The sequence below is a fragment of the Acinetobacter sp. 24-47-39 genome, from assembly GCF_056783825.1.
In genome coordinates, this window is record NZ_JBWYIP010000013.1 from 55,322 (window position 1) to 77,379 (window position 22,058).

Sequence of the window (22,058 nt, forward strand, 5' to 3'; positions counted from 1 at the left end):
TTAACACTCTAAGTTAATTAAGCCGCTTTTTTAGAGGTTTATGCACATGGCTATTGGTTTAGTCGGTCGCAAGTGCGGTATGACACGTATCTTTACAGATGCTGGTGTTTCTGTACCTGTTACAGTGATTGAGGTTGATCCTAACCGCATCACTCAAATCAAAACGCTTGAAACTGATGGTTATCAAGCGATTCAAATCACTACTGGTGAACGTCGCGAATCTCGCGTTACTAATGCTCAGAAAGGTCACTTCGCTAAAGCGGGTGTTGCTGCTGGTCGTTTAGTTCAAGAGTTCCGTGTTACAGAAGCTGATCTTGAAGGTCGTGAAGTTGGCGGAACTATCGGTGTAGATTTGTTCACAGTGGGTCAAATCGTTGACGTAACTGGTCAGTCTAAAGGTAAAGGTTTCCAAGGTGGTGTTAAGCGTTGGAACTTCCGTACTCAAGACGCTACTCACGGTAACTCTGTTTCTCACCGTGTTCTAGGTTCTACAGGTCAAAACCAGACTCCTGGTCGCGTATTCAAAGGCAAAAAAATGGCTGGCCATTTAGGTGCTGAACGCGTAACTACACAGGGTCTTGAAATCGTTGCTATCGATACAGAACGTTCAGTTCTTGTAGTTAAAGGCGCGGTTCCTGGTGCTACCGGTGGTGACGTAACTGTTCGTCCTACTATCAAGGCTTGAGGGGAAATAACGTGAATTTAAATACTGTTTCCGGCTCTGCTGTTGAATTATCAGAAGTTGCGTTCGGTCGTGAATTCAATGAAGCTCTTGTACACCAAGTTGTTACAGCTTATTTAGCTGGTGGTCGTCAAGGTTCAAAAGCTCAGAAATCACGTGCGGACGTTTCTGGCGGTGGTAAAAAACCATTCCGTCAAAAAGGTACTGGTCGCGCTCGTGCTGGTTCTATTCGTAGCCCAATCTGGGTTGGCGGTGGTAAAACTTTTGCTGCTCGTCCACAAGACTGGTCTCAAAAAGTAAACCGTAAAATGTATCGCGGTGCTATGCAATGCATCCTGGCTGAACTTGTTCGTCAAGATCGCTTAGTTTTAGTTGAAGAGTTTGCTGTAGCTGCTCCAAAAACTAAAGAATTGCTTGCAAAACTTAACGACTTGAATGCTACTCGTGCATTAATCGTTACTGATGCTGTTGATGAGAACTTGTATCTAGCTGCTCGTAACCTTCCACACGTTGATGTGGTTGATGCTGCTGCTATCGATCCTGTTAGCTTGATCGCGTTCGATAAAGTTGTTATGTCTGTAGCTGCTGCTAAGAAAATTGAGGTAGAACTCGGATGAACAACGAACGTATCTATCAAGTCCTAAAAGGACCTGTATTCTCAGAAAAAGCACAAGTTTTAGGTGAAACTGCTGGTGTTCAAGTGTTTAAAGTTGCTATCGATGCAAACAAACTTGAAATCAAAAAAGCAGTTGAACAATTATTTGGTGTAGAAGTTGTTAAAGTTAACACGACTATCACTAAAGGTAAGACTAAACGCTTTGGTAAAACTATCGGACGTCGTTCTGATGTTAAAAAAGCATACGTCACCCTGAAAGCTGGCCAAGATGTAGAAATGGCTGACTTGGGCGATACCGCTGAAAGCACAGCGGAATAAGGACGAGAATTATGCCTATTCAAAAATGTAAGCCAACGTCTCCAGGACGTCGCTTTGTAGAGAAAGTCGTTCACGACCATCTTCACAAAGGTGCGCCTTATGCTCCGTTGGTAGAAGCTAAAAAACGTACTGGTGGTCGTAATAACAACGGTCACATTACTACACGTCACGTTGGTGGTGGTCACAAGCAACATTACCGTATTGTTGACTTTAAACGTAACAAAGATGGCATTCCTGCGACTGTAGAGCGTATCGAATACGATCCTAACCGTACTGCACACATTGCATTAGTTTTGTATGCTGACGGTGAGCGTCGTTATATCATTGCGCCTAAAGGTCTACGTGCTGGTGATAAAGTTCAATCTGGTAACGATGCTCCAATTCGTCCAGGTAACTGCTTACCACTTCGTAACATGCCTATCGGTTCTACTCTTCACAATATCGAGCTTAAAATCGGTAAAGGCGCACAATTAGTGCGTTCTGCTGGTGCTTCTGCTCAGTTATTGGGTCGTGACGGTTCTTACGCAATTATTCGTCTACGTTCTGGCGAAATGCGTAAAGTACACGTTGAATGTCGCGCAGTTCTTGGTGAAGTTTCTAACCAAGAAAGCAACTTACGTTCACTAGGTAAAGCTGGTGCTTCACGCTGGCGTGGTGTTCGTCCTACCGTTCGTGGTATGGCGATGAACCCGGTAGATCACCCACATGGTGGTGGTGAAGGGCGTAACAAAGGTATTCAACCTGTAAGCCCATGGGGTCAAAAAGCTAAAGGGTACAAGACACGTACCAATAAGCGTACGACTAAGATGATCATTCGCGACCGTCGCGTTAAGTAACAAGTAAAGGAATCTGACAATGCCTCGTTCTCTGAAAAAAGGCCCATTCGTCGATGCGCACTTGTTCGCTAAGGTTGAAGCGGCTATCGCGGCTAATAACCGTAAGCCGATCAAAACTTGGTCGCGTCGTTCGATGATCCTCCCGGATTTTGTTGGTTTAACAATTTCTGTACACAATGGTCGTAACCATGTTCCGGTAATCGTATCTGAGCATATGGTTGGTCACAAGCTTGGTGAATTTGCACCGACTCGTACTTACCGTGGTCACGGTGTTGACAAGAAATCTAAACGTTAATAGGTGCTATGATGGAAGTAACTGCTAAATTACGCGGTGCCGCTATCTCGGCACAAAAAGCTCGTTTGGTTGCAGACTTGATTCGCGGCAAATCTGTTGCGCACGCTCTTAACATCCTAAACTTCAGCAACAAAAAAGCTGCAGTTTTAGTTAAGAAAGCGTTGGAATCTGCGATTGCAAACGCTGAACATAATAACAGTTTAGATGTAGACGATCTTAAAGTTTCTACGATCTACGTTGATGAAGGCATGAGCCTTAAACGTATTTTGCCACGTGCTAAAGGCCGTGCAGATCGTATTACTAAGCGTACTTGTCACATCACCGTTAAGGTAGGGGTTTGATATGGGTCAGAAGGTTCATCCAATCGGTATCCGCCTAGGTGTTGTGAAACGTCATAACGCTAACTGGTATGCGAATCCGAAACAATACGCTGAATACTTGCTTAAAGATCTTCAAGTTCGTGAGTTTTTGAATAAAAAACTCAAGAATGCGATGGTAAGCAATATTCTTATCGAACGTCCAACAGGTGCTGCTAAAGTAACAATTAGCACTGCTCGTCCTGGTATCGTAATCGGTAAAAAAGGCGAAGACATTGAAAAATTACAGCGCGAACTTACCAATATTATGGGTGTTCCAGCGCAAGTAAGCATCAACGAAATTGATCGTCCAGATTTAGACGCTCGTCTAGTTGGTGAAGCAATTGCTTCTCAATTAGAAAAACGTGTAATGTTCCGTCGTGCTATGAAGCGTGCGGTTCAAAACACTATGCGTGCTGGTGCGAAAGGTATCAAAGTTGAAGTTTCTGGTCGTTTAGGCGGTGCAGAGATTGCACGTACTGAATGGTATCGTGAAGGTCGTGTACCTCTACATACTCTTCGTGCTGACATCGACTATTCAGCGGTTCGCGCAGAAACTACTTACGGTACGATCGGCGTTAAAGTTTGGATCTTCCGTGGTGAGATCTTGGGCGGCATGAAACAAGTCATGAACCCAGCTCCAGCTGAAGAACGTCCAGCTAAACGTGGTCGCGGTCGTGGTGAAGGTCAAGAGCGTCGTGGTCGTCGCAATGATCGTTCTGCTGAAAAAGGAGAATAATCCATGTTGCAACCTAAACGTACTAAATTCCGTAAAGTGCAAAAAGGCCGTAACACTGGTCTAGCACATCGCGGTAGCACAGTATCTTTTGGTACTATCGCACTTAAATCAGTTGAACGTGGTCGCATGACTGCGCGTCAAATTGAAGCAGCGCGTCGTACAATCAGCCGTCGTGTAAAACGTGGTGGTAAGATCTTTATCCGTGTATTCCCGGACAAACCAATTACTGAAAAACCATTAGAAGTTCGTATGGGTAAAGGTAAAGGTTCTGTGGAATATTGGGTTTGTGAAATCAAACCAGGTAAGATCCTGTACGAAATGGAAGGTGTGAACGAAGAATTAGCGCGTGAAGCATTTACGCTTGCTGCTGCTAAACTTCCGTTTAAAACCACTATCGTGACTCGGACGGTAATGTAATGAAAACTAAAGATCTACGTGAAAAGTCGGTAGAAGAATTGACAGCTTTGCTTGATGAGCAACAGTTGAACCAATTCCGTCTTCGCATGGCTAAAGCAACTGGTCAATTGGGTAAATCGCACGAAGTGCAATTAACTCGTAAAACTATTGCTCGCATCAAGACCCTCCTTACCGAAAAACAGGGGAACGCACAATGAGTGAGCAAACAGTTCGCACGTTAACAGGCAAAGTAGTAAGCGACAAGATGGACAAGTCTATCGTTGTTCTTATCGAACGCCGCGTTCAACACCCGTTGTATGGCAAATCAATCCGCCGTTCAACAAAATTACACGCTCATGATGAGAACAACACTGCTAAAACTGGCGATGTTGTAACTATCAAAGAAAGCCGCCCAATTTCTAAAACTAAGTCTTGGACTTTAGTTGAAGTTGTTGAAGCAGCTGCTGAGTAAATAACGTTCTTGTTGCATCATCGGTCAATTTCGAGTACTCTTTGAGCCTTTCGAAATTGTGACCGGTGATGCTCGGTTTTGGAGTAGGGCAATGATTCAGACCGAAACTATGCTCGACGTAGCAGACAACAGTGGTGCTCGCCGTGTACAATGTATTAAAGTACTTGGTGGTTCACATCGTCGTTATGCTTCAGTTGGCGACATTATTAAAGTTACTGTAAAAGAAGCAATTCCACGTGGCCGTGTTAAAAAAGGCGACGTAATGAATGCAGTAGTTGTACGTACAAAATTCGGTATCCGTCGTCCAGATGGTTCTGTTATTCGTTTCGATGATAACGCTGCTGTTATTTTGAACAACAACAAAGCTCCGATTGCTACTCGTATTTTCGGACCAGTGACTCGTGAACTTCGTACTGAACAGTTCATGAAAATCATTTCATTGGCTCCTGAAGTTCTATAATAGAGGCAATCATGGCTAAGATTAAAAAAGGCGATCAAGTAATCGTGATCGCAGGTAAAGAAAAAGGCAAACAAGGTACTGTTTTGTCTGTTTCTAATGACCGAGTTAAGGTTGAAGGTCTTAACTTAGTTAAGAAGCATCAAAAGCCTAACCGTGCAACAGGTGCTGAAGGCGCTATCGTTACACAAGAAGCTTTGCTTCATATCTCTAACGTGGCAATTTTTAATGCTACAACCCAAAAGGCTGACCGTGTTGGTTACCAAGTGATTGATGGCGTGAAAACTCGCGTTTACAAATCAAATGGTGAATCAGTGGCGGTAGCGAAGTAATAGGTTGAAATAGGCAATGGCCAGACTTAAAGCGCGTTACAACGACGAACTTAAAGCTCAATTACAAGAACAATTGGGCGTTAAGAATGTGATGGAGATCCCTCGCATCACTAAAATCACGATCAATATGGGTGTTGGTGCAGCTGCTGCTGACAAAAAACTCCTTGATGGTGCTCTTTCTGATATGCAAGCTATCGCTGGTCAAAAACCAGTTCTTACGTTAGCTCGTAAATCTATCGCTGGTTTCAAAATCCGTGATGGTTGGCCGATTGGTTGTAAAGTTACTTTACGCGGCGAACGCATGTACGAATTCTTAGACCGTTTGATCTCTATCGCGATCCCTCGTATCCGTGACTTCCGTGGTTTCTCTGCGAAATCATTTGACGGTCGTGGTAACTACTCTATGGGTCTTAAAGAACAGATCATGTTCCCTGAGATCGATTTTGATAAGATTGACCGTATTCGTGGTATGGATATTACCATCACTACGACTGCTCGCACCGATGACGAAGGCCGTGCGCTTATGCGTGCATTCGGCTTCCCGTTCAAATAAGAGGTCGATATGGCTAAGAAAGGTATGATTAATCGCGAATTGAAACGCGAAGCTACTGTTGCTAAATACGCTGCAAAACGTGCTGAATTAAAAGCTGTTATTGCAAACGTAAATGCAAGCGACGAAGAGCGTTTCGAAGCGATGATGAAGTTACAAGCATTACCACGTAATGCATCTCCAGTACGTCTTCGTAACCGTTGTGGTTTAACTGGTCGTCCTCATGGTTACTTCCGTAAGTTCGGTTTAAGCCGTAACAAATTACGTGACACAGTAATGCAAGGTGATGTACCAGGCGTTGTTAAGGCAAGCTGGTAAGGAGCACTATAAATGAGTATGCAAGATACCGTTGCCGACATGTTAACACGTGTTCGTAACGCACAAATGGCGAAGAAACAAACTGTTTCTATGCCAAACTCAAAGTTAAAAGTTGCGATTGCTAACGTTCTTCAACAAGAAGGTTATATCGCTGACGTAGCTGTTGCGGATGCTGAAGGCAAACCAACACTTACTTTGACTTTAAAATATTTCGAAGGCAAACCAGTTATTGAAACTGTGAAGCGCGTTAGCCGTCCAGGTTTACGTCAATATCGCGGTAAAGATAACCTTCCAAGCGTTAAGCAAGGTTTAGGTATTGCAATTGTTTCTACAAGCAAAGGCATCATGACTGATCGCGCTGCACGTGCTGCAGGTATCGGTGGTGAAGTTATTGCTTTTGTTTCTTAATAGGTGATTCCTCATGTCTCGTGTGGCTAAAGCCCCAGTAACTGTACCTAACGGTGTAACAGTTACTCAGAACGGCCGGCAGGTCGAAGTGAAAGGCAGCAAAGGTACTTTGTCTTTCAACCTGCATGCGCTGGTCGAGCTAAAACAGGAAGACGGTATTCTAGCTGTTGCTCCTAAAGCTGAATCTAAAGATGCTTGGATGCAAGCTGGTACTGCTCGCGCTGTGCTTAACAACCTTGTTAAAGGTGTTAGCGAAGGTTTCGAACGTAAGTTACAACTTATCGGTGTTGGTTATAAAGCTGCGGTTAAAGGGAACACAGTTCACCTTAACCTAGGTTTCTCTCACCCGATCGATTACAACCTTCCTGAAGGTGTAACTGCTGAAACTCCTACAGCTACTGAAATCGTGCTTAAATCTGCTGATAAAGCAGCTTTAGGTCAAGTTGCTGCAGATATCCGTGGTTACCGTCCGCCAGAGCCATATAAAGGTAAAGGTGTTCGTTATTCTGATGAAGTTGTACTTCGTAAAGAAGCTAAGAAGAAATAAGGCGCGAGGTTCTTATGAACGAAAAGAAACAAACCCGTTTGCGTCGTGCGAAAAGCACACGCTTGCACATCCGTGCATTGGGTGCGACTCGTTTGTGTGTAAACCGCACTCCGCGTCACATCTATGCTCAAGTAATCTCAGCAGATGGTGGCAAAGTATTAGCGCAAGCTTCTACTTTAGATGCTACGTTACGTAGTGGTACTACAGGTAACGTTGAAGCAGCTACTAAAGTTGGTGCTTTAATCGCTGAACGTGCTAAAGCAGCTGGCGTAACTAAAGTTGCATTTGACCGTTCTGGTTTCAAATATCATGGTCGTATCAAAGCCTTGGCTGATGCTGCTCGTGAAAACGGCTTGGAGTTCTAATCATGGCTAAAGTTGAACAAAACGAAGGTCTTGTTGAAAAGCTGGTTGCCGTTGATCGTGTAGCCAAAGTTGTTAAGGGTGGTCGTATCTTCTCTTTCACAGCATTAACTGTTGTGGGTGATGGTAATGGTCGCGTAGGTTTTGGTCGTGGTAAAGCTCGTGAAGTTCCAGCTGCTATTTCTAAAGCACTTGAAGCTGCTCGTCGCAACATGATTACTGTTGAACTTGTTGATGGTACTGTTCAGCACCCTATCAACGCTCGTCACGGTGCTAGCCGTGTTTACATGCAACCTGCTTCTGAAGGTACTGGTGTAATTGCTGGTGGCGCTATGCGTGCTGTTTTAGAAGCTGTTGGTGTACGTAACGTATTAACTAAATGTTATGGTTCTACTAACGCTGCGAACGTAGTAAACGCGACTTTCAATGGTCTGCGTGATATGACTTCTCCTGAGAAAGTTGCTGCGAAACGTGGTCTTTCAGTAGCACAAATTCAAGGGTAATCAATCATGAAAACGATTAAAGTTACCCAGACTAAATCTGCATCGCATCGCTTGAAAAATCACAAGCTTAGCCTTAAAGGTTTAGGTCTGCGTCGTATTGGTCACACTGTAGAAGTTCAAGATACTCCTTCTAACCGTGGTATGATCAATCAAGTTTACTATATGGTTAGTGTAGAGGAATAAGCCATGACTCTGCGTTTAAATACAATTGCACCTGCAGAAGGTGCTAAACGTGATAACCTTCGTTTAGGCCGTGGTATTGGTTCTGGCGTTGGTAAGACTGGTGGCCGTGGTGTCAAAGGTCAAAACTCACGTAAGAGCGGTGGTACTCGTCCAGGTTTTGAGGGTGGTCAAACTGCATTATATCGTCGTCTACCTAAGTTCGGTTTCACTAGCCAATTGGCTTTGAAAACTGCTGAAGTACGTTTGTCTGAACTTAACAAAGTTGAAGGCGATATCGTTACTCTTGAAACTTTAAAAGCAGCGAACGTTGTACGTAAAGATATGATTCGTGCTCGTATCGTTCTTTCTGGTGAAATCACTCGTGCATTCACTGTTCAAGGTGTTGCATTGACTAAAGGCGCTAAAGCTGCTGTTGAAGCTGCTGGCGGTAAAGTCGAGGAGTAATCGCGAGTGTCTATGTCTCCTAGTTCTACAGGTCATGTTCACATGATGAAAGGTCAACCATTTCACGTGAAATATCGTGAAATTATTCGCCGATTAATGTTTTTAATTGGTGCTTTGGTGGTCTTTCGACTAGGAGCGCATATTCCGCTGCCAGGTATTGATAATGTCGCTTTAGAACGTTTCTTTAATGCAAACCAGGGTACTTTCCTTGGTTTGTTTAATATGTTCTCAGGCGGGGCATTGGAACGAATGTCCATTCTTGCGTTGGGGATCATGCCGTATATTTCTGCATCGATTATCGTGCAGTTAATGTCAACGGTTGTTCCTTCGCTGGAAGCATTGAAAAAAGAAGGCGAGCAGGGCAAGCGTAAGATTAACCAATATACGCGTTACGGCACATTATTCCTTGCAATTGTACAAGGTATTGGTATGTGTGCTGGTCTGATAAGTCAAGGGATTACCTTTACTTCAGGTTTAGCATTCTATATTCCTGCATTAACGTCTTTAGTTGCAGGTACCATGTTCTTAATGTGGTTGGGAGAGCAAATTACCGAACGTGGTGTTGGTAATGGGATCTCTATGATCATCTTTGCAGGTATTGTTGCTGGTTTACCAAGTATGGTTGTGCAATCATTTACCCTTGTGGAAAATGGTCAATCAAGTTTAATTGGTATTGCTATATTTGGCTTATTGTCTTTAGCTGTTTTAGCTGCGATTGTGTTTATTGAAAAAGCACAACGTCGTATACCTGTTAACTATGCTCAAAAGCAGCAAGGTCGCCGAGTATTTACTGCACAACAGACTCACTTACCATTAAAAATAAATATGGCGGGTGTAATTCCAGCAATTTTCGCAAGTTCGTTATTGCTGTTTCCTGCAAGTTTAGGTCAATGGTTAGGTAGTTCTGATCCTAATGCAGGGATCGTTAAGCGTACACTACAAGATTTGGCATTAGTTTTATCGCCTGGACAACCATTATATTTGGTGCTATTCGGTGCGCTTATTATTTTCTTCTGTTATTTTTATACGGCACTAGTTTTCAGTCCTAAAGAAGTATCAGAAAACTTAAAGCGTAGTGGAGCTTATGTACCTGGTATCCGCCCAGGTGAGCAAACTGCTCGTTATTTAGATCATATTCTTAGTCGTTTAACATTTATCGGTTCGATTTATATCACTGTTGTATGTTTAATGCCGATGGTACTTCAAAGTTCTTTTGGTATTCCATTCCATTTGGGTGGTACATCGCTGTTGATCGTGGTTGTTGTAGTTATGGACTTTATGGCTCAGCTACAGGCACACCTCACATCACGCCAATATGATAATCAAACACTAATGAGTAAAACGACTGCTCATCCTAAGGGATAAGCGCACTTAGAGGTTTCATCATGAAAGTTCAAGCTTCTGTAAAGAAAATTTGTGGTAGCTGTAAAGTTATCCGTCGTAATGGGGTAATCCGCGTGATTTGTAGCGCTGAACCTCGTCATAAGCAGCGTCAAGGTTAATCTGATCAAGACCTGTTGATTTCAGTAGGCTAATTAGGTTATTATCCGCCCCTCAAAGATTTTGTGGGGCGGTTGATTATCTCTACTGCCTTTTTGGAGAAAGTGAATGGCTCGTATTGCCGGTGTAAACATTCCGGATAACAAGCATGCTGTTATCTCTCTTACGTATATCTTTGGTATTGGCCGCCATACTGCTAAGCAAATCTTAGCTGCAACTGGTATTGCACCAACTACTAAGATCCGTGAATTAGATGACGCTCAGCTTGATGCGATTCGTGCAGAAGTTGCTAAGGTTCCGACCGAAGGTGACTTACGTCGCGAAATTTCCATGAACATTAAACGTTTAATGGATTTAGGCTGCTACCGCGGTCTTCGTCATCGTCGCAGCTTGCCTGTCCGCGGACAACGCACCAAAACTAACGCACGTACCCGTAAAGGTCCGCGCAAACCTATTAAGAAATAAGATTTCTGGAAGCTAAAAGATGGCTAAAGATACTCGCACACGCAAGAAGGTCACTCGTACCGTCTCTGAAGGTGTTGCACACATTCACGCTTCTTTTAATAACACCATTGTGACTATTACCGATCGTCAAGGTAATGCACTGGCTTGGGCCACTTCAGGTGGACAAGGCTTCCGTGGATCACGTAAATCAACTCCGTTTGCTGCTCAGGTAGCTGCTGAAGTTGCTGGTAAAGCTGCTTTAGATTACGGTTTGAAAAACTTGGACGTCCTTGTTAAAGGTCCTGGTCCAGGTCGTGAATCTGCGGTTCGTGCTTTAGGTGCAGTGGGTTATAAAATTAATAGCATTACCGATGTGACTCCAATTCCTCACAACGGTTGCCGTCCACCTAAAAAACGTCGCGTGTAAGGAGAAACATTCATGGCTCGTTATATTGGTCCAAAATGCAAACTCTCTCGCCGCGAAGGGACAGACCTGCAACTTAAATCAGGCGTTAAACCGTTTGATGTTAAGACAAAAAAACATGCTAAAGCTCCTGGCCAACATGGTGGAGCTCGTGGTGGTAAACAATCAGAGTACTCACTACAATTACGTGAAAAACAAAAAGTACGTCGTATGTACGGTGTTTTAGAACGTCAATTTAGTAACTACTATAAAGAAGCTGCTCGTGTTAAAGGCGCAACAGGTGAAAACTTGTTGAAATTGCTTGAAAGCCGTTTAGATAACGTTGTTTATCGTATGGGCTTTGGTTCTACACGTGCAGAAGCTCGTCAGCTTGTATCTCACCGTTCAATCACTTTAAATGGTCGTCGTGTTAACATCGCGTCAATCCAAGTTAAAGCTGGTGACGTGATTGCAGTACACGAAGGCGCTAAACAACAATTACGTATTAAAAACGCAATTGAATTGGCTGCTCAACGTGGAACTCCTTCTTGGATGGAAGTTGACCATTCTAAATTAGAAGGTACATTCAAATCTGCACCTGATCGTTCTGATTTACCTGCTGAAATCAACGAAAGCTTGATTGTTGAATTGTATTCTAAATAATCCTTGAGGTAGCAATAATGACGCGTACTGCAAACGAGTTTCTAACTCCGCAAGCGATCAAGGTCGAAGCGGCAAGCGGGACCTCGGCAAAAGTGATTCTAGAACCTTTAGAGCGTGGCTTTGGTCATACTCTAGGTAATGCTTTACGTCGCATTCTTTTATCATCTTTGCCTGGCGCTGCTGTGGTTGAAGTTGAGATTGAAGGCGTCGAGCACGAGTACAGTACTTTAGAAGGCTTGCAGCAGGACATCGTCGAGCTCTTGCTGAACCTTAAAGGATTGTCTATTAAGCTGTTCGATCAAAATGAAGCATATTTGACGTTAGAGAAACAAGGTCCTGGCGATGTAACTGCCGCTGATCTTCGTTTACCTCACAATGTTGAAGTGGTTAACCCTGAACATTTGATCGGCACGTTAAGTGCTTCAGGCTCATTGAAAATGCGCTTGAAAGTTGTTCAAGGTCGTGGTTATGAGACTTCTGATTCTCGCTTCCCAGAAGGTGAAACTCGCCCAGTGGGACGTTTACAATTAGATGCGTCTTATAGCCCGATTAAACGTGTTTCTTACACAGTTGAAAATGCTCGTGTAGAACAACGTACAGACCTTGACAAGTTGGTCATTGATCTTGAAACAAACGGGACTGTTGATCCTGAAGAAGCGATCCGTAAAGCGGCAACAATCTTGCAACAACAAATTGCAATCTTTGTTGATCTTCAGAAAGATCAAGCTCCAGTTGCTCAAGAACCTCGTGAAGAAGTTGACCCAATCTTGCTTCGTCCAGTAGATGATCTAGAGCTTACTGTTCGTTCTGCTAACTGTTTGAAAGCAGAAAATATTTACTACATTGGTGATCTTGTTCAACGTACTGAAGTTGAGTTGTTAAAAACTCCTAACTTAGGTAAAAAATCGTTGACTGAGATCAAAGATGTTCTGGCTTCAAAAGGCTTACAACTCGGCATGCGTTTAGAAAACTGGCCACCAGCTAGTTTACGTATGGACGATCGTTTTGCCTATCGTAGTCGTTAATTAAGTAGGACTATCACCATGCGTCATCGTAATAGTGGTGTGAAATTAGGCCGTACAAGCAGTCATCGTAAAGCGATGTTCCAAAACATGGCTAATTCTTTGTTTGAACACGAGTTGATCAAAACAACTGTGCCTAAAGCAAAAGAGTTACGTCGTGTAGCTGAGCCTTTAATCACTTTAGCTAAAGTCGATACAGTAGCAAACCGTCGTTTAGCGTTTGCTCGTACTCGTTCAGCAGCAACTGTTGGTAAATTATTTACCGTTCTTGGCCCTCGTTACAAAGAACGTAACGGCGGTTATCTACGTGTTCTTAAAGCGGGCTTCCGTGCAGGTGATGCTGCACCGATGGCTTACGTTGAGCTAGTAGATCGCGAAGTTAAATAATTTCGTGTAGAACATCGCAAGTTGTTCAAAAAAGGTCGGTTGAATAAACCGGCCTTTTTTTGTCTAACAATTGGCATTACTTGACCTGAATTGATATGTTTTTTGCAACTTTTAGTCAAACTTGACATTGTGTATTGTCAAAAATATGTTTTAATAAAAATGTTCTTATAAAAAGGTTAATAAAAGAAATGGATAAGCAAGTCGATATTCTTATTGTTGGTGCTGGTATCTCTGGAATTGGAATTGCAGCACATTTAATTAAAAATAATCCGAACCGTAAATTTGAAATACTCGAACGTCGTAAAAGTTTCGGTGGAACGTGGGATTTGTTTAAATACCCAGGTATTCGCTCCGACTCAGATATGTCTACTTTTGGCTACAATTTTAAGCCATGGCGTAAAGCGAATGTGCTTGCAGATGGCGCTTCGATTAAAGGTTACTTGGGTGAAGTTGTTAGTGAGTACAATATTAAAGAAAAAATTCATTTTGAACATCGTGTACTTTCTGCGAATTACGATACTTCAATCAAAAAATGGATTGTAGAAATCGAAGATCAAAATCAAAAGAAACAAACTTGGCAAGCTAATTTTGTCTTAGGCTGCACAGGCTATTATAACTATGATCAAGGTTTCCAACCTGATTTTCCAAATCAAGATAAATTCAAAGGTCAATTGATTCATCCACAGTTTTGGCCTGAAAATTTAGATTATACCGGCAAGAAAGTAGTCATCATTGGTAGTGGAGCAACTGCAATCACATTAGTACCAGCAATGGCAAAAGGTGGGGCTGGGCATGTAACAATGTTACAACGTTCACCGACTTATATTGCTTCAATTCCTTCGATTGATTTTGTTTATGACAAAACACGTAAATTTATGACAGAGGACATGGCATATAAGTTTACGCGTGCTCGTAATATCGGAATGCAACGTGCAATTTTTGCTTTGTCAAAAAAACAACCTCAACTTGTTCGCAAGTTACTTCTTAAATCTATTGAAATGCAGTTGAAAGGTAAAGTAGATATGAAGCACTTTACCCCAAGTTACAATCCTTGGGATCAACGTTTATGTGTAGTGCCAGACGGTGATTTATTCAAAATTTTACGTAGTGGTAAAGCAAGTGTTGAAACAGATCATATTGAATCCTTCACTGAAAATGGTATTCAATTGAAATCTGGTAAACACTTAGATGCAGATATCATTGTTTCTGCAACTGGTCTAGAAATTCAAATTATGGGCGGTATCAAAGCGACTGTTGATGGTCAGCCGATCAAGACTAGCGAACATATGCTTTATAATGGTGTGATGGTAAGTGATGTACCAAATATGGCGATGGTTATTGGTTATGTGAACGCGTCATGGACCTTAAAAGTAGATGTCGTTGCTGATTATATTTGCCGTTTATTCAAATATATGGATCAGAACGGTTATGATGAAGTTGTCGCACCAACTGACCATTCTGCAATGCTCGATGAAACAGTTATGGGTGAAATGTCATCAGGTTATATTGCGCGTGCGGCTGATCAACTTCCAAAACAAGGTACTAAGGCACCTTGGATGGCAACGCATAACTATTTAGCTGATCGTAAAGATCTCAAAAATGCGACTTTTAACGATGGTATTTTAAAATTTGCGAAGGCTCCTGCACAGTCTGTAAAAAAGCCTAAATTAGTGTCTTAATGAATAGCTATTAAAATAAAAAAGGAAGCGAAAGCTTCCTTTTTCTATTTATAAAGAACGTGATATGAGTTCTTTCATGATTTCATTGGTGCCGGCATAAATACGATTTGCACGGTTATCGATATATGCGCGTGCAATAGGGTATTCAAGCATGAAGCCATAGCCACCATGTAACTGTAAGCACTCATCAACGACTTTAGAGAACATATCAGAAATTTTATATTTTGCAGCTGCGGCAGCATCTACACCTAAAGTACCCTCAAGTTGTAATTCCATACAACGATCTAAATAAGAACGACAGAAGTCTATTTCAGTTCGAAGTTCTGCTAGCTTAAAACGTGTATTTTGAAATGCACCAATAGGCTTACCAAATGCTTTACGATCTTTTGTATATTGTACTGTGTGTGCAAAGGCAGCTTCTGCACCTGCTTGGCAGATAATCGCAACAAGCATACGTTCCCAAGCGAGTTCTTTCATAAGCATGATGAAGCCCATGCCTTCCATACCAATCAAATTTTCCTTTGGAACACGAACATTATCAAAGAACAATTCGCAAGTATCTTGTCCTTTCATACCAATTTTATTGAGTGGTTTACCTTTGGTGAATCCTGCTCGATCAGCTTCGACAATGATAAGCGATAAGTTGGCTGAACCTTTATCACTATTACCTGTTTTGCACACAACAATCGCCATGTCACATAGATAACCATTGGTAATAAAAATTTTAGAACCATTGATGACATATTCATCGCCATCTAAAACTGCAGAAGTTCGTACAGCTTGTAAGTCTGAACCTGTACCAGGCTCAGTCATCGCAATGGCAGTGACAACTTCACCAGAAGCCATTTTAGGGAGCCATTTTTTCTTCTGCTCTTCGTTGGCAAAATTATTCAGGTAGTTCGCAACAATATCCGAATGCAATGAAAAACCAGTTGATGAATCCATTGCATAAGCTTGTTCTTCAATGAGGATCATACTGTAGAGTCGATCTACACCATATCCACCATATTCTTCAGGCATTGTGGTGCACAATAGACCCATTTCACCCGCTTTATTCCATAAGTCACGATCTACATGCTGTTGTTCTTCGTATTTGGCAATATTTGGAACGACTTCTTTTTCATAGAATTTTCGAACAGTATCACGAAAGGCTTCATGCTCTGCATTGAATAATTTTCGAGGCAACATATTAGGAATTGGTCGAATTGCGCCTGATTGCATAATTATATTTCCATAAGTGTTATTAGAATAGCCACAACATAAGAGAGCCTGAACATTGGTGCAATGTGTTGAATGCTCAAAACGCAAGAATTACTGATGAATTTGGTCAATTGATATTTTTAAAACACAAAGCTCATGGCTTCAGTTAAAATGGAATGAACACAGATTAGGGGATAAAAATGTACGATGAATTAACGCTTGAAGAGCGTAAAGTTATCTATCGCGCACGTCGTGGTTTAAAAGAAATTGACGTGTATTTTGATCCTTATGTAAAGCAATACTATTTGCAAGCTGAACCTGAAGAGAAAGCAATGTTTGCTGAATTGGTTGAGCAAGAAGATCCTGATTTATTGGATTGGTTTATGGAGGTTTCTGAACCACCTCGACCTGAATTGCGCCAATTCATTCAAAAATTAAAAGATTATGTCCATAATCCATGAGCGTTATTCACTGAAACACAGCCTTTGTTCAGCTGTGTTTCACGCTTTCTTTATGTTCATCATGAGTATTACTTTATTAATCAGTATTGAGCTCATTTATGCTTTAAGCAGTATTATATTTATACTGATTATCTGGTGGAGTTTTAGAAAAAAACCACAATTAAGTGAATTACAAAAACAAGACAAAGATTTATGGTCGATTCAAATGACTTCAAATCCAAAAATATACCAAGCAAAACTGACTCGAGTTTTTCATTTTCACTACTTCGTTGTACTCAGTTTTAACGAAAAGAAATTAGATTCTTTGGTGATTTGGAGAGATCAAATAGATGAAAAACAATGGAAAAGCTTGATTACTCATGCAAGTTTTGGCTAATTGTTAGACAATAAGTCTTTTATTTTTAAATTTAAAACATGATAAAAAACAATTATTTATAAATATATAATATGAATAAAAAAATGAATTGTTTGACGAAAATGAAAGAAAATCAAATTGTTAGACAAAAATACGGTGAAATCTTAATTTCTAAAGTACATTAAATATACCAACAGCTAATGAGGAATTTCAAAATGAGCGAAATTCATATGTGGTTGTTTCTAGTGGTTGCTGCTGTTATGGCAATTATAATTGGAAGACTAGGAACTGTGCTGAAGGAACGAATTGAACACCACAACAATGAACAAAATAAACTCTCTTGAGTTTACCGTTTAATAAGTAGCATGTGCCGAACCGTCGCAATGCTACTTTTTTTTGCCCAAAATTTTAACAATTCAAAAAATAAGTCAATTATTTCAATTCAGATCAATGACAGACTAATTGTTAATGAAGTGCATTGCTGCACTTTTATTCAGCGATTGCATCTGATATTTTAAATCGCAAGGATGACAAAATTATAAAATTGAGGACAGGAAGTATGTCTAAATTAAAGACTCAAGGTCTTTTCACGGCAATTGCAGTTGTAGCAGCTACAACTTTATCTGGATGTTCATACGTAATCAAAACTGGTGCGAATGCATCACTTGCGTTTAGTGAAAAACACATCTTACCACCAGTACTCTCAATGGGTGATGTGGATATGGTGTGTAATCAGGGCACAGCTTTGACTCCTGTGATTATGGCGACTAAAGATATGGGTGCTGATCCGACCCGTATGGCAGTTCTTTTATATTCAGCTTCAGGGATGTGCGCAGAAAATCGTGCCTTAGATGCAGAATTAAGATACCTAAGAGCATCAAAAGCAGGTCAAGTGACAGAAGCACAAGATGCGCGTATTGAACAAAAGCGCTGGGCTGCTGTTGCTGCCGAACGTCAATATACGGGTTATCAATTGTTTGCGGAACGTTGGCAGTCTAAATATAAATATAATTTAGGTGACTCATGTCCAACTATGCGTCGTAATCTTGACCAAACAGTATATCTGTTAGGGATGTTAAGTGGCTTACAAGCGATGACCAATGATATTGCTTCTGGTGGTCAAGTGCATGTTCCTAAAGATATCGCAGCAATTGTTGAACGTGGCATGGTCTGCCTTGATAACAACAAGTTTTGGGGTGTACCGAATGCTACTCGAGCAGTGATTTGGACATTATTACCTGGAGCTGATGCAGGCAAACCAGATCCATACCAAACGCTTAAACAATCTATGCAAATTGGTGAGCAAAAAGGAGTACGCTTATCGCATGCCTTGTATGCTGTTGCAGCACAAGCCAGTGGTGACGATGCAAAAATACGTGATGCATTACGTACTTATGCTGCTTCACGTGCAGAAGAAGTTCCTGTAAATCCAGAGTTTAAGTTATTGGATAATATGGCAGGACAAATGATTCAAGCGATCTCAGACCGTTATTGGACGGAGAATACAGGTGTTCGAACTGAAGCAGATGGAATGTCGAGCTTCTGGGATGATCAAGCGACCAATGAAGCCGATGATCTTTTCGAGAACACATTAGGCGAATAAGATTTTTTTAATTTTGTTCAAAATTAATAATGGAGTTATTCAAGAAAAAGAGCTTTAAGCTCTTTTTCTTTTAGGAATACGAAAGATGAAAGATACTATCCTGATTCGAAAAATACTGTTTATTGCATGCTGTATCAGTATTGCTGCTAGTTTGCAGATTTTTCAGGAGTATTTTTTCTATTGGCGTCCTGTATTGGATGAAGAAATTTGGCGAGTATGGACAGCTCACTATGTACATGTGGGATGGATACACTATGCATTGAATATGGTGGGTTTAGCCTGTCTACCATTCATCTTCCCATATGTCAAAATTAGGTACATGTTGTACTTGTTGATCGCACTACCGCCATTAATTAGTTTAAGTTTTTTTTATGTTTATCCTCACGTTGAAGCTTATGCAGGTCTATCAGGGGTACTACATGGTATGTATATGGCTTTGGCAGTTTATTTTTTAAAATTTGAAAAAGAACGTAAATTCTCGCTGCTTGTATTAGCTTTAATCACGGGTAAAATTTTGTGGGAAAATATTTTTGGTTCTCTCGATACTGCGCAAATGATTGGTAGCCCCGTATTGGTTGAAGCACATTTAACAGGTGCAATATGGGGGGCATTACTCAGCATGCTCTTTTTAATTTATCAGCACATCTCCGTAAAGGACACACACATCTCTTAATTACTCTGATGCTTAATTATCACTTATTTTAATGTGTGATCAGCTTCAAATCTTTTGCATTTATTTTTTTAAGGTCATATTTGTTTAAAAAAAGAAATACAGTATGGTATAGCCTACTGATTTAGTTGGTTTTTATCTCGCTCTTAAGAGGTGGATTAATGAAAATTGGCATAAATTTAAAAAAAATGGAAAAGTCAGTCATTCTTTTTTAAAAAAAAATCAGTCAGATTCATGTGATAAAAGTGGTAAGGAAATTAGGTAAAGGATTTTGCCTAAGCCCGAATTAGAAAAGATGAGCTGTACAGGCAATGTATAGCAGTATTAAATAATGGAATAACAATGCAAGAGCCTTCTAAAAAGAGATCTGGGTTAGGTCTACTTAGTTATATATGGACTGAGTGGATATCTGCGTTTACGATTTTGCTTCTACTGTTACTGACGCTCATCATCGGGACAGGAGAAATGATTCACGGGCAGATGTTACGTATAGGTGAAAGTCTATACGGTGACGAAAAAATTGGTATGCAGTATTCATTCTTGCGTGCCGAACCTGAAAAGCCAGTCTGTGATCGAAATCCCAATATTGACCTTCTGGTTCAAAACCAAATGCAAGCCAATGCAAAAGATGAATTTGCAGATATTTTTGGCACAACATCTGAAGAAGATGTTCGTGCCTCTGTGTTGGCTGGTCAACAGTTATGTGAAGAAAAATATGCCTTCTACGATAAGTCAATTCAGTATTTAGAAGATAACCCTTCAATACGAACTTACCGAACCATGGAAACAACTTTCTTTGGTATTTTCCAATTTGGTACGGAAAATAAGGCAGTTCTATTGATTATCATGGTGGTACTTGCAGCGATCACTGCAACACTTAAAATCCACCACATTGGTCTACGCGGTCCAAGTTCTGTTTTAGATTATCGGGTTTACGCTGTCGCAATGATACTTGCGAACAGTTTCTTAACCAGTTCAGCGATCAGTCAGTATAGATCTGTATTGAACTCTGGTGTTCCGCCAACCAGTGAGATGACAATCATCTATTGGTTATGGATAATCTTGTTCAGTACACTGACATTAATTAGTTTGTACCAATTATTCCGTGTACCAGAAAATGCGAAGCCAGGTGGTACGATTGGCATGGCATTATTGTCAGTCCCACTTTATGCCTATATGGCGATCACAACAGGATTTAACTTTACCTTTGTGATGGACTATCCAATGGGTCAAGGGATTTATTTAGGGCAGCTGGTTGAGTTCTCTACCATTTTCCTTAATCTATCACTGTTCATTTGGGCAGGTATGCTGTTAAAGCAGACCTTGATTGTTGATAAATTCCTAAATATTTTACGTCCATGGAATCTAGCGCCTGAAACGCTTACCTGGTTAATCTTACTTGCTGCTGCATTACCTACAGCCTATACAGGTGCATCAGGTATTTTTGTAATCGCTGCAGGTGCGATCATTTATAAAGAAGTTTGGAATGCGGGCGGACGCCGTCAATTCGCTTTGGCTACAGCAGCGATGTCGGGTTCGCTTGGTGTGGTACTCCGTCCATGTCTATTGATTGTTGTTGTTGCATCACTGAACAAAGAAGTAACAACTGACTTATTATACCAATATGGTATTGGTGTTTTCCTCATCACTTCGACACTGTTCCTACTAATTTCTCTGTTCTTTGCTGAGCAAAAATTCCGTATTGCAGCGCCATCAGTTGCATTCCCGAATTCCGCTAAGGCATTAGTGGCAGTGGTTCCTTATGTGATCGTGTTCCTGATTGTGTGGTCATTCTACAAGTATGCATTAAATACCAATTTGAATGAGTTCACTGCACCAGTCATGATGCCAATCATCTTACTTGTCATGGTGCTTTATGAAAAATTACGTCATGAGCCAGCACCGCTCGCACCAGTAGGACATTGGGATACGACATTAAGCCATACTTCGGTTGAACAAGAAGCAGCTAAGGCGCGAGTGTCAGCATCTGAAATTGCAGCGCAAGATAGTCCAGACAATCCTGCGCGTAAAGTGAGTTTCTGGAAGTCAATTCATGTATCTGCAAGTGAAACAGTCGGACATATCGGGGCGCTTGTGATCTTAATGGCATTGTCTGTCAGTGTTGGTGGATACTTAGAGCGTATCGAGTTGATGGAACACTTCCCAACGGATATTGAAAATATCTATATCGTGATTACCTTGATCGTATGTCTCATGGTATTCGTCGGGATGATTATGGACCCATTTGGTGCTGTGATTCTGATCTCAGCAACAGTTGCGCCTGTCGCCTACGCTTATGGTATTGATCCTGTTCACTTCTGGATGATTGCTTTAATTGGTTTCGAATTGGGCTATGTATCACCTCCGGTTGCACTCAATCACTTGCTCGCAAGGCAGTCGATTGGTGATGAAGAGGTGGCTGCTGCCGATGCAGAAGTGAAAGATAAAACGTTCTACTACAAATACGAACGTTGGATTCTTCCTCTGATTGTGATGATTCCAGCAATGTTGATTATCGCCTATGTGCCTTATATCTTTAAGTTATTCGGTTGGTATCAATAATTAAATAAAATAAGCACCTTCGGGTGCTTATTTTTTGTTGTTTTTTAAAACATCTTAATTTCTTGGGCGCGGCTTAAATTGAATAACACCAATTTCGTCTGCAACCTCAGGCATTTGAGGTTCATCTATATGTGTCGGACGATTTTCAGAATAGTTACATTCAATACATTCGATCCATTCTGAATCACCTGAAGTGAGCATGACAATACGATCCATAGCTTCACATTTCGGACATTTTGCACCTGCAATGAAACGACGTTTGATCGACATAATGACTCTCACCTTCAAAAATTAG

Annotated in this window: 34 protein-coding genes and 1 pseudogene; 33 read left to right on the top strand and 2 right to left on the bottom strand. The window is 41.2% G+C overall.

Going from position 1 to position 22,058, the window contains the following annotated elements; all coding sequences use genetic code 11:
• Positions 1 to 46 precede the first annotated feature (46 nt).
• The 28 genes and pseudogenes from rplC to AC1M9C_RS12200 all read left to right on the top strand — a co-directional run bounded on the left by rplC (position 47) and on the right by AC1M9C_RS12200 (position 14,912).
• Positions 47 to 685 carry a 50S ribosomal protein L3 gene (rplC, locus tag AC1M9C_RS12065; RefSeq protein ID WP_035265091.1) on the top strand — a complete coding sequence of 213 codons (639 nt, stop codon included), beginning with the start codon at positions 47 to 49 and terminating at the stop codon, positions 683 to 685.
• Between the two features lie 11 nt (positions 686 to 696).
• Positions 697 to 1,299: a 50S ribosomal protein L4 gene (rplD, locus tag AC1M9C_RS12070; protein ID WP_035265093.1), complete on the top strand. Its 603-nt coding sequence runs from the start codon at positions 697 to 699 to the stop codon at positions 1,297 to 1,299.
• Complete coding sequence (rplW, locus tag AC1M9C_RS12075; RefSeq protein ID WP_035265097.1) at positions 1,296 to 1,616, top strand: 50S ribosomal protein L23; 321 nt, start codon at positions 1,296 to 1,298, stop codon at positions 1,614 to 1,616. Before rplD ends, rplW begins: the two co-directional genes overlap by 4 nt.
• Positions 1,617 to 1,627: 11 nt before the next feature.
• Positions 1,628 to 2,452, top strand: a complete 825-nt coding sequence (gene rplB, locus AC1M9C_RS12080) for a 50S ribosomal protein L2 (RefSeq protein WP_035265099.1) — start codon at positions 1,628 to 1,630, stop codon at positions 2,450 to 2,452.
• Between the two features lie 19 nt (positions 2,453 to 2,471).
• Positions 2,472 to 2,747: a 30S ribosomal protein S19 gene (rpsS, locus tag AC1M9C_RS12085; protein ID WP_004281508.1), complete on the top strand. Its 276-nt coding sequence runs from the start codon at positions 2,472 to 2,474 to the stop codon at positions 2,745 to 2,747.
• A gap of 11 nt (positions 2,748 to 2,758) precedes the next feature.
• Positions 2,759 to 3,088: a 50S ribosomal protein L22 gene (rplV, locus tag AC1M9C_RS12090; RefSeq protein WP_035265103.1), complete on the top strand. Its 330-nt coding sequence runs from the start codon at positions 2,759 to 2,761 to the stop codon at positions 3,086 to 3,088.
• A gap of 1 nt (position 3,089) precedes the next feature.
• Positions 3,090 to 3,906 (top strand): annotated as a pseudogene (gene rpsC, locus AC1M9C_RS12095) (30S ribosomal protein S3).
• Entirely contained in the window at positions 3,846 to 4,259 is a 414-nt protein-coding gene (gene rplP, locus AC1M9C_RS12100; protein WP_035265110.1) for a 50S ribosomal protein L16, read from the top strand. Before rpsC ends, rplP begins: the two are co-directional and overlap by 61 nt.
• Positions 4,259 to 4,456, top strand: coding sequence for a 50S ribosomal protein L29 (gene rpmC, locus AC1M9C_RS12105; RefSeq protein WP_035265113.1), 198 nt, complete (start codon positions 4,259 to 4,261; stop codon positions 4,454 to 4,456). The genes rplP and rpmC overlap by 1 nt, the downstream gene beginning before the upstream one ends.
• Positions 4,453 to 4,710 (top strand): 30S ribosomal protein S17, encoded by a 258-nt coding sequence (gene rpsQ / locus AC1M9C_RS12110; protein WP_004691314.1) that lies wholly within the window; start codon positions 4,453 to 4,455, stop codon positions 4,708 to 4,710. The genes rpmC and rpsQ overlap by 4 nt, the downstream gene beginning before the upstream one ends.
• 91 nt (positions 4,711 to 4,801) lie before the next feature.
• Positions 4,802 to 5,170, top strand: a complete 369-nt coding sequence (gene rplN / locus AC1M9C_RS12115) for a 50S ribosomal protein L14 (RefSeq protein WP_035265119.1) — start codon at positions 4,802 to 4,804, stop codon at positions 5,168 to 5,170.
• 11 nt (positions 5,171 to 5,181) lie between these two features.
• Positions 5,182 to 5,499, top strand: a complete 318-nt coding sequence (gene rplX, locus AC1M9C_RS12120) for a 50S ribosomal protein L24 (protein ID WP_035265122.1) — start codon at positions 5,182 to 5,184, stop codon at positions 5,497 to 5,499.
• Between the two features lie 16 nt (positions 5,500 to 5,515).
• Positions 5,516 to 6,052 carry a 50S ribosomal protein L5 gene (gene rplE, locus AC1M9C_RS12125; protein WP_004809796.1) on the top strand — a complete coding sequence of 179 codons (537 nt, stop codon included), beginning with the start codon at positions 5,516 to 5,518 and terminating at the stop codon, positions 6,050 to 6,052.
• 9 nt (positions 6,053 to 6,061) lie between these two features.
• On the top strand, positions 6,062 to 6,367 hold the full coding sequence (gene rpsN, locus AC1M9C_RS12130) for a 30S ribosomal protein S14 (protein ID WP_067731180.1): 306 nt from the start codon (positions 6,062 to 6,064) through the stop codon (positions 6,365 to 6,367).
• Positions 6,368 to 6,379: 12 nt separating this feature from the next.
• Positions 6,380 to 6,775 (top strand): 30S ribosomal protein S8, encoded by a 396-nt coding sequence (rpsH, locus tag AC1M9C_RS12135; RefSeq protein WP_035265132.1) that lies wholly within the window; start codon positions 6,380 to 6,382, stop codon positions 6,773 to 6,775.
• Between the two features lie 13 nt (positions 6,776 to 6,788).
• Positions 6,789 to 7,322, top strand: a complete 534-nt coding sequence (gene rplF, locus AC1M9C_RS12140; RefSeq protein ID WP_035265135.1) for a 50S ribosomal protein L6 — start codon at positions 6,789 to 6,791, stop codon at positions 7,320 to 7,322.
• Between the two features lie 14 nt (positions 7,323 to 7,336).
• Complete coding sequence (gene rplR / locus AC1M9C_RS12145; RefSeq protein ID WP_035265138.1) at positions 7,337 to 7,687, top strand: 50S ribosomal protein L18; 351 nt, start codon at positions 7,337 to 7,339, stop codon at positions 7,685 to 7,687.
• 2 nt (positions 7,688 to 7,689) lie between these two features.
• Complete coding sequence (rpsE, locus tag AC1M9C_RS12150; protein WP_035265141.1) at positions 7,690 to 8,187, top strand: 30S ribosomal protein S5; 498 nt, start codon at positions 7,690 to 7,692, stop codon at positions 8,185 to 8,187.
• A 6-nt stretch (positions 8,188 to 8,193) separates the two neighbouring features.
• A complete protein-coding gene (gene rpmD, locus AC1M9C_RS12155) occupies positions 8,194 to 8,370 on the top strand; it encodes a 50S ribosomal protein L30 (RefSeq protein WP_004786899.1) in 177 nt (58 codons plus the stop codon).
• A gap of 3 nt (positions 8,371 to 8,373) precedes the next feature.
• Positions 8,374 to 8,814, top strand: a complete 441-nt coding sequence (gene rplO, locus AC1M9C_RS12160; protein WP_481586790.1) for a 50S ribosomal protein L15 — start codon at positions 8,374 to 8,376, stop codon at positions 8,812 to 8,814.
• A gap of 45 nt (positions 8,815 to 8,859) precedes the next feature.
• On the top strand, positions 8,860 to 10,179 hold the full coding sequence (gene secY, locus AC1M9C_RS12165) for a preprotein translocase subunit SecY (protein WP_171076742.1): 1,320 nt from the start codon (positions 8,860 to 8,862) through the stop codon (positions 10,177 to 10,179).
• Between the two features lie 20 nt (positions 10,180 to 10,199).
• The gene (rpmJ, locus tag AC1M9C_RS12170) at positions 10,200 to 10,316 is read left to right on the top strand and encodes a 50S ribosomal protein L36 (RefSeq protein ID WP_000867907.1); all 117 of its coding nucleotides are present in this window, start codon (positions 10,200 to 10,202) and stop codon (positions 10,314 to 10,316) included.
• A gap of 106 nt (positions 10,317 to 10,422) precedes the next feature.
• Entirely contained in the window at positions 10,423 to 10,779 is a 357-nt protein-coding gene (gene rpsM / locus AC1M9C_RS12175) for a 30S ribosomal protein S13 (protein ID WP_035265156.1), read from the top strand.
• 19 nt (positions 10,780 to 10,798) lie between these two features.
• On the top strand, positions 10,799 to 11,185 hold the full coding sequence (rpsK, locus tag AC1M9C_RS12180; protein WP_001040166.1) for a 30S ribosomal protein S11: 387 nt from the start codon (positions 10,799 to 10,801) through the stop codon (positions 11,183 to 11,185).
• Between the two features lie 12 nt (positions 11,186 to 11,197).
• Positions 11,198 to 11,824, top strand: coding sequence for a 30S ribosomal protein S4 (rpsD, locus tag AC1M9C_RS12185; protein ID WP_035265160.1), 627 nt, complete (start codon positions 11,198 to 11,200; stop codon positions 11,822 to 11,824).
• Positions 11,825 to 11,841: 17 nt separating this feature from the next.
• Positions 11,842 to 12,849 carry a DNA-directed RNA polymerase subunit alpha gene (locus AC1M9C_RS12190; RefSeq protein WP_035265161.1) on the top strand — a complete coding sequence of 336 codons (1,008 nt, stop codon included), beginning with the start codon at positions 11,842 to 11,844 and terminating at the stop codon, positions 12,847 to 12,849.
• A gap of 18 nt (positions 12,850 to 12,867) precedes the next feature.
• A complete protein-coding gene (gene rplQ / locus AC1M9C_RS12195) occupies positions 12,868 to 13,233 on the top strand; it encodes a 50S ribosomal protein L17 (protein WP_034587447.1) in 366 nt (121 codons plus the stop codon).
• Positions 13,234 to 13,412: 179 nt separating this feature from the next.
• A complete protein-coding gene (locus AC1M9C_RS12200) occupies positions 13,413 to 14,912 on the top strand; it encodes a flavin-containing monooxygenase (RefSeq protein WP_481586818.1) in 1,500 nt (499 codons plus the stop codon).
• 48 nt (positions 14,913 to 14,960) lie between these two features.
• Here AC1M9C_RS12200 and AC1M9C_RS12205 read toward each other — a convergent pair whose 3' ends face one another.
• Complete coding sequence (locus AC1M9C_RS12205; protein WP_035265167.1) at positions 14,961 to 16,133, bottom strand: acyl-CoA dehydrogenase family protein; 1,173 nt, start codon at positions 16,131 to 16,133, stop codon at positions 14,961 to 14,963.
• 179 nt (positions 16,134 to 16,312) lie between these two features.
• Here AC1M9C_RS12205 and AC1M9C_RS12210 point away from each other — a divergent pair, with 179 nt between their 5' ends.
• From AC1M9C_RS12210 to AC1M9C_RS12230, 5 genes are all read left to right on the top strand, one after another.
• Positions 16,313 to 16,573 (top strand): FAD assembly factor SdhE, encoded by a 261-nt coding sequence (locus tag AC1M9C_RS12210; protein ID WP_035265169.1) that lies wholly within the window; start codon positions 16,313 to 16,315, stop codon positions 16,571 to 16,573.
• Positions 16,574 to 16,634: 61 nt separating this feature from the next.
• The gene (locus AC1M9C_RS12215) at positions 16,635 to 16,949 is read left to right on the top strand and encodes a hypothetical protein (protein WP_481953787.1); all 315 of its coding nucleotides are present in this window, start codon (positions 16,635 to 16,637) and stop codon (positions 16,947 to 16,949) included.
• 538 nt (positions 16,950 to 17,487) lie between these two features.
• The gene (locus tag AC1M9C_RS12220) at positions 17,488 to 18,531 is read left to right on the top strand and encodes a hypothetical protein (protein ID WP_481953788.1); all 1,044 of its coding nucleotides are present in this window, start codon (positions 17,488 to 17,490) and stop codon (positions 18,529 to 18,531) included.
• Positions 18,532 to 18,616: 85 nt separating this feature from the next.
• Complete coding sequence (gene rrtA / locus AC1M9C_RS12225; protein WP_481953789.1) at positions 18,617 to 19,204, top strand: rhombosortase; 588 nt, start codon at positions 18,617 to 18,619, stop codon at positions 19,202 to 19,204.
• A 1,173-nt stretch (positions 19,205 to 20,377) separates the two neighbouring features.
• Positions 20,378 to 21,763, top strand: coding sequence for a TRAP transporter large permease subunit (locus AC1M9C_RS12230; RefSeq protein ID WP_373683318.1), 1,386 nt, complete (start codon positions 20,378 to 20,380; stop codon positions 21,761 to 21,763).
• Between the two features lie 54 nt (positions 21,764 to 21,817).
• Here the strand turns inward: AC1M9C_RS12230 and AC1M9C_RS12235 are convergent, their stop codons facing one another.
• The gene (locus tag AC1M9C_RS12235) at positions 21,818 to 22,027 is read right to left on the bottom strand and encodes a YheV family putative zinc ribbon protein (protein WP_171076743.1); all 210 of its coding nucleotides are present in this window, start codon (positions 22,025 to 22,027) and stop codon (positions 21,818 to 21,820) included.
• Positions 22,028 to 22,058 lie beyond the last annotated feature (31 nt).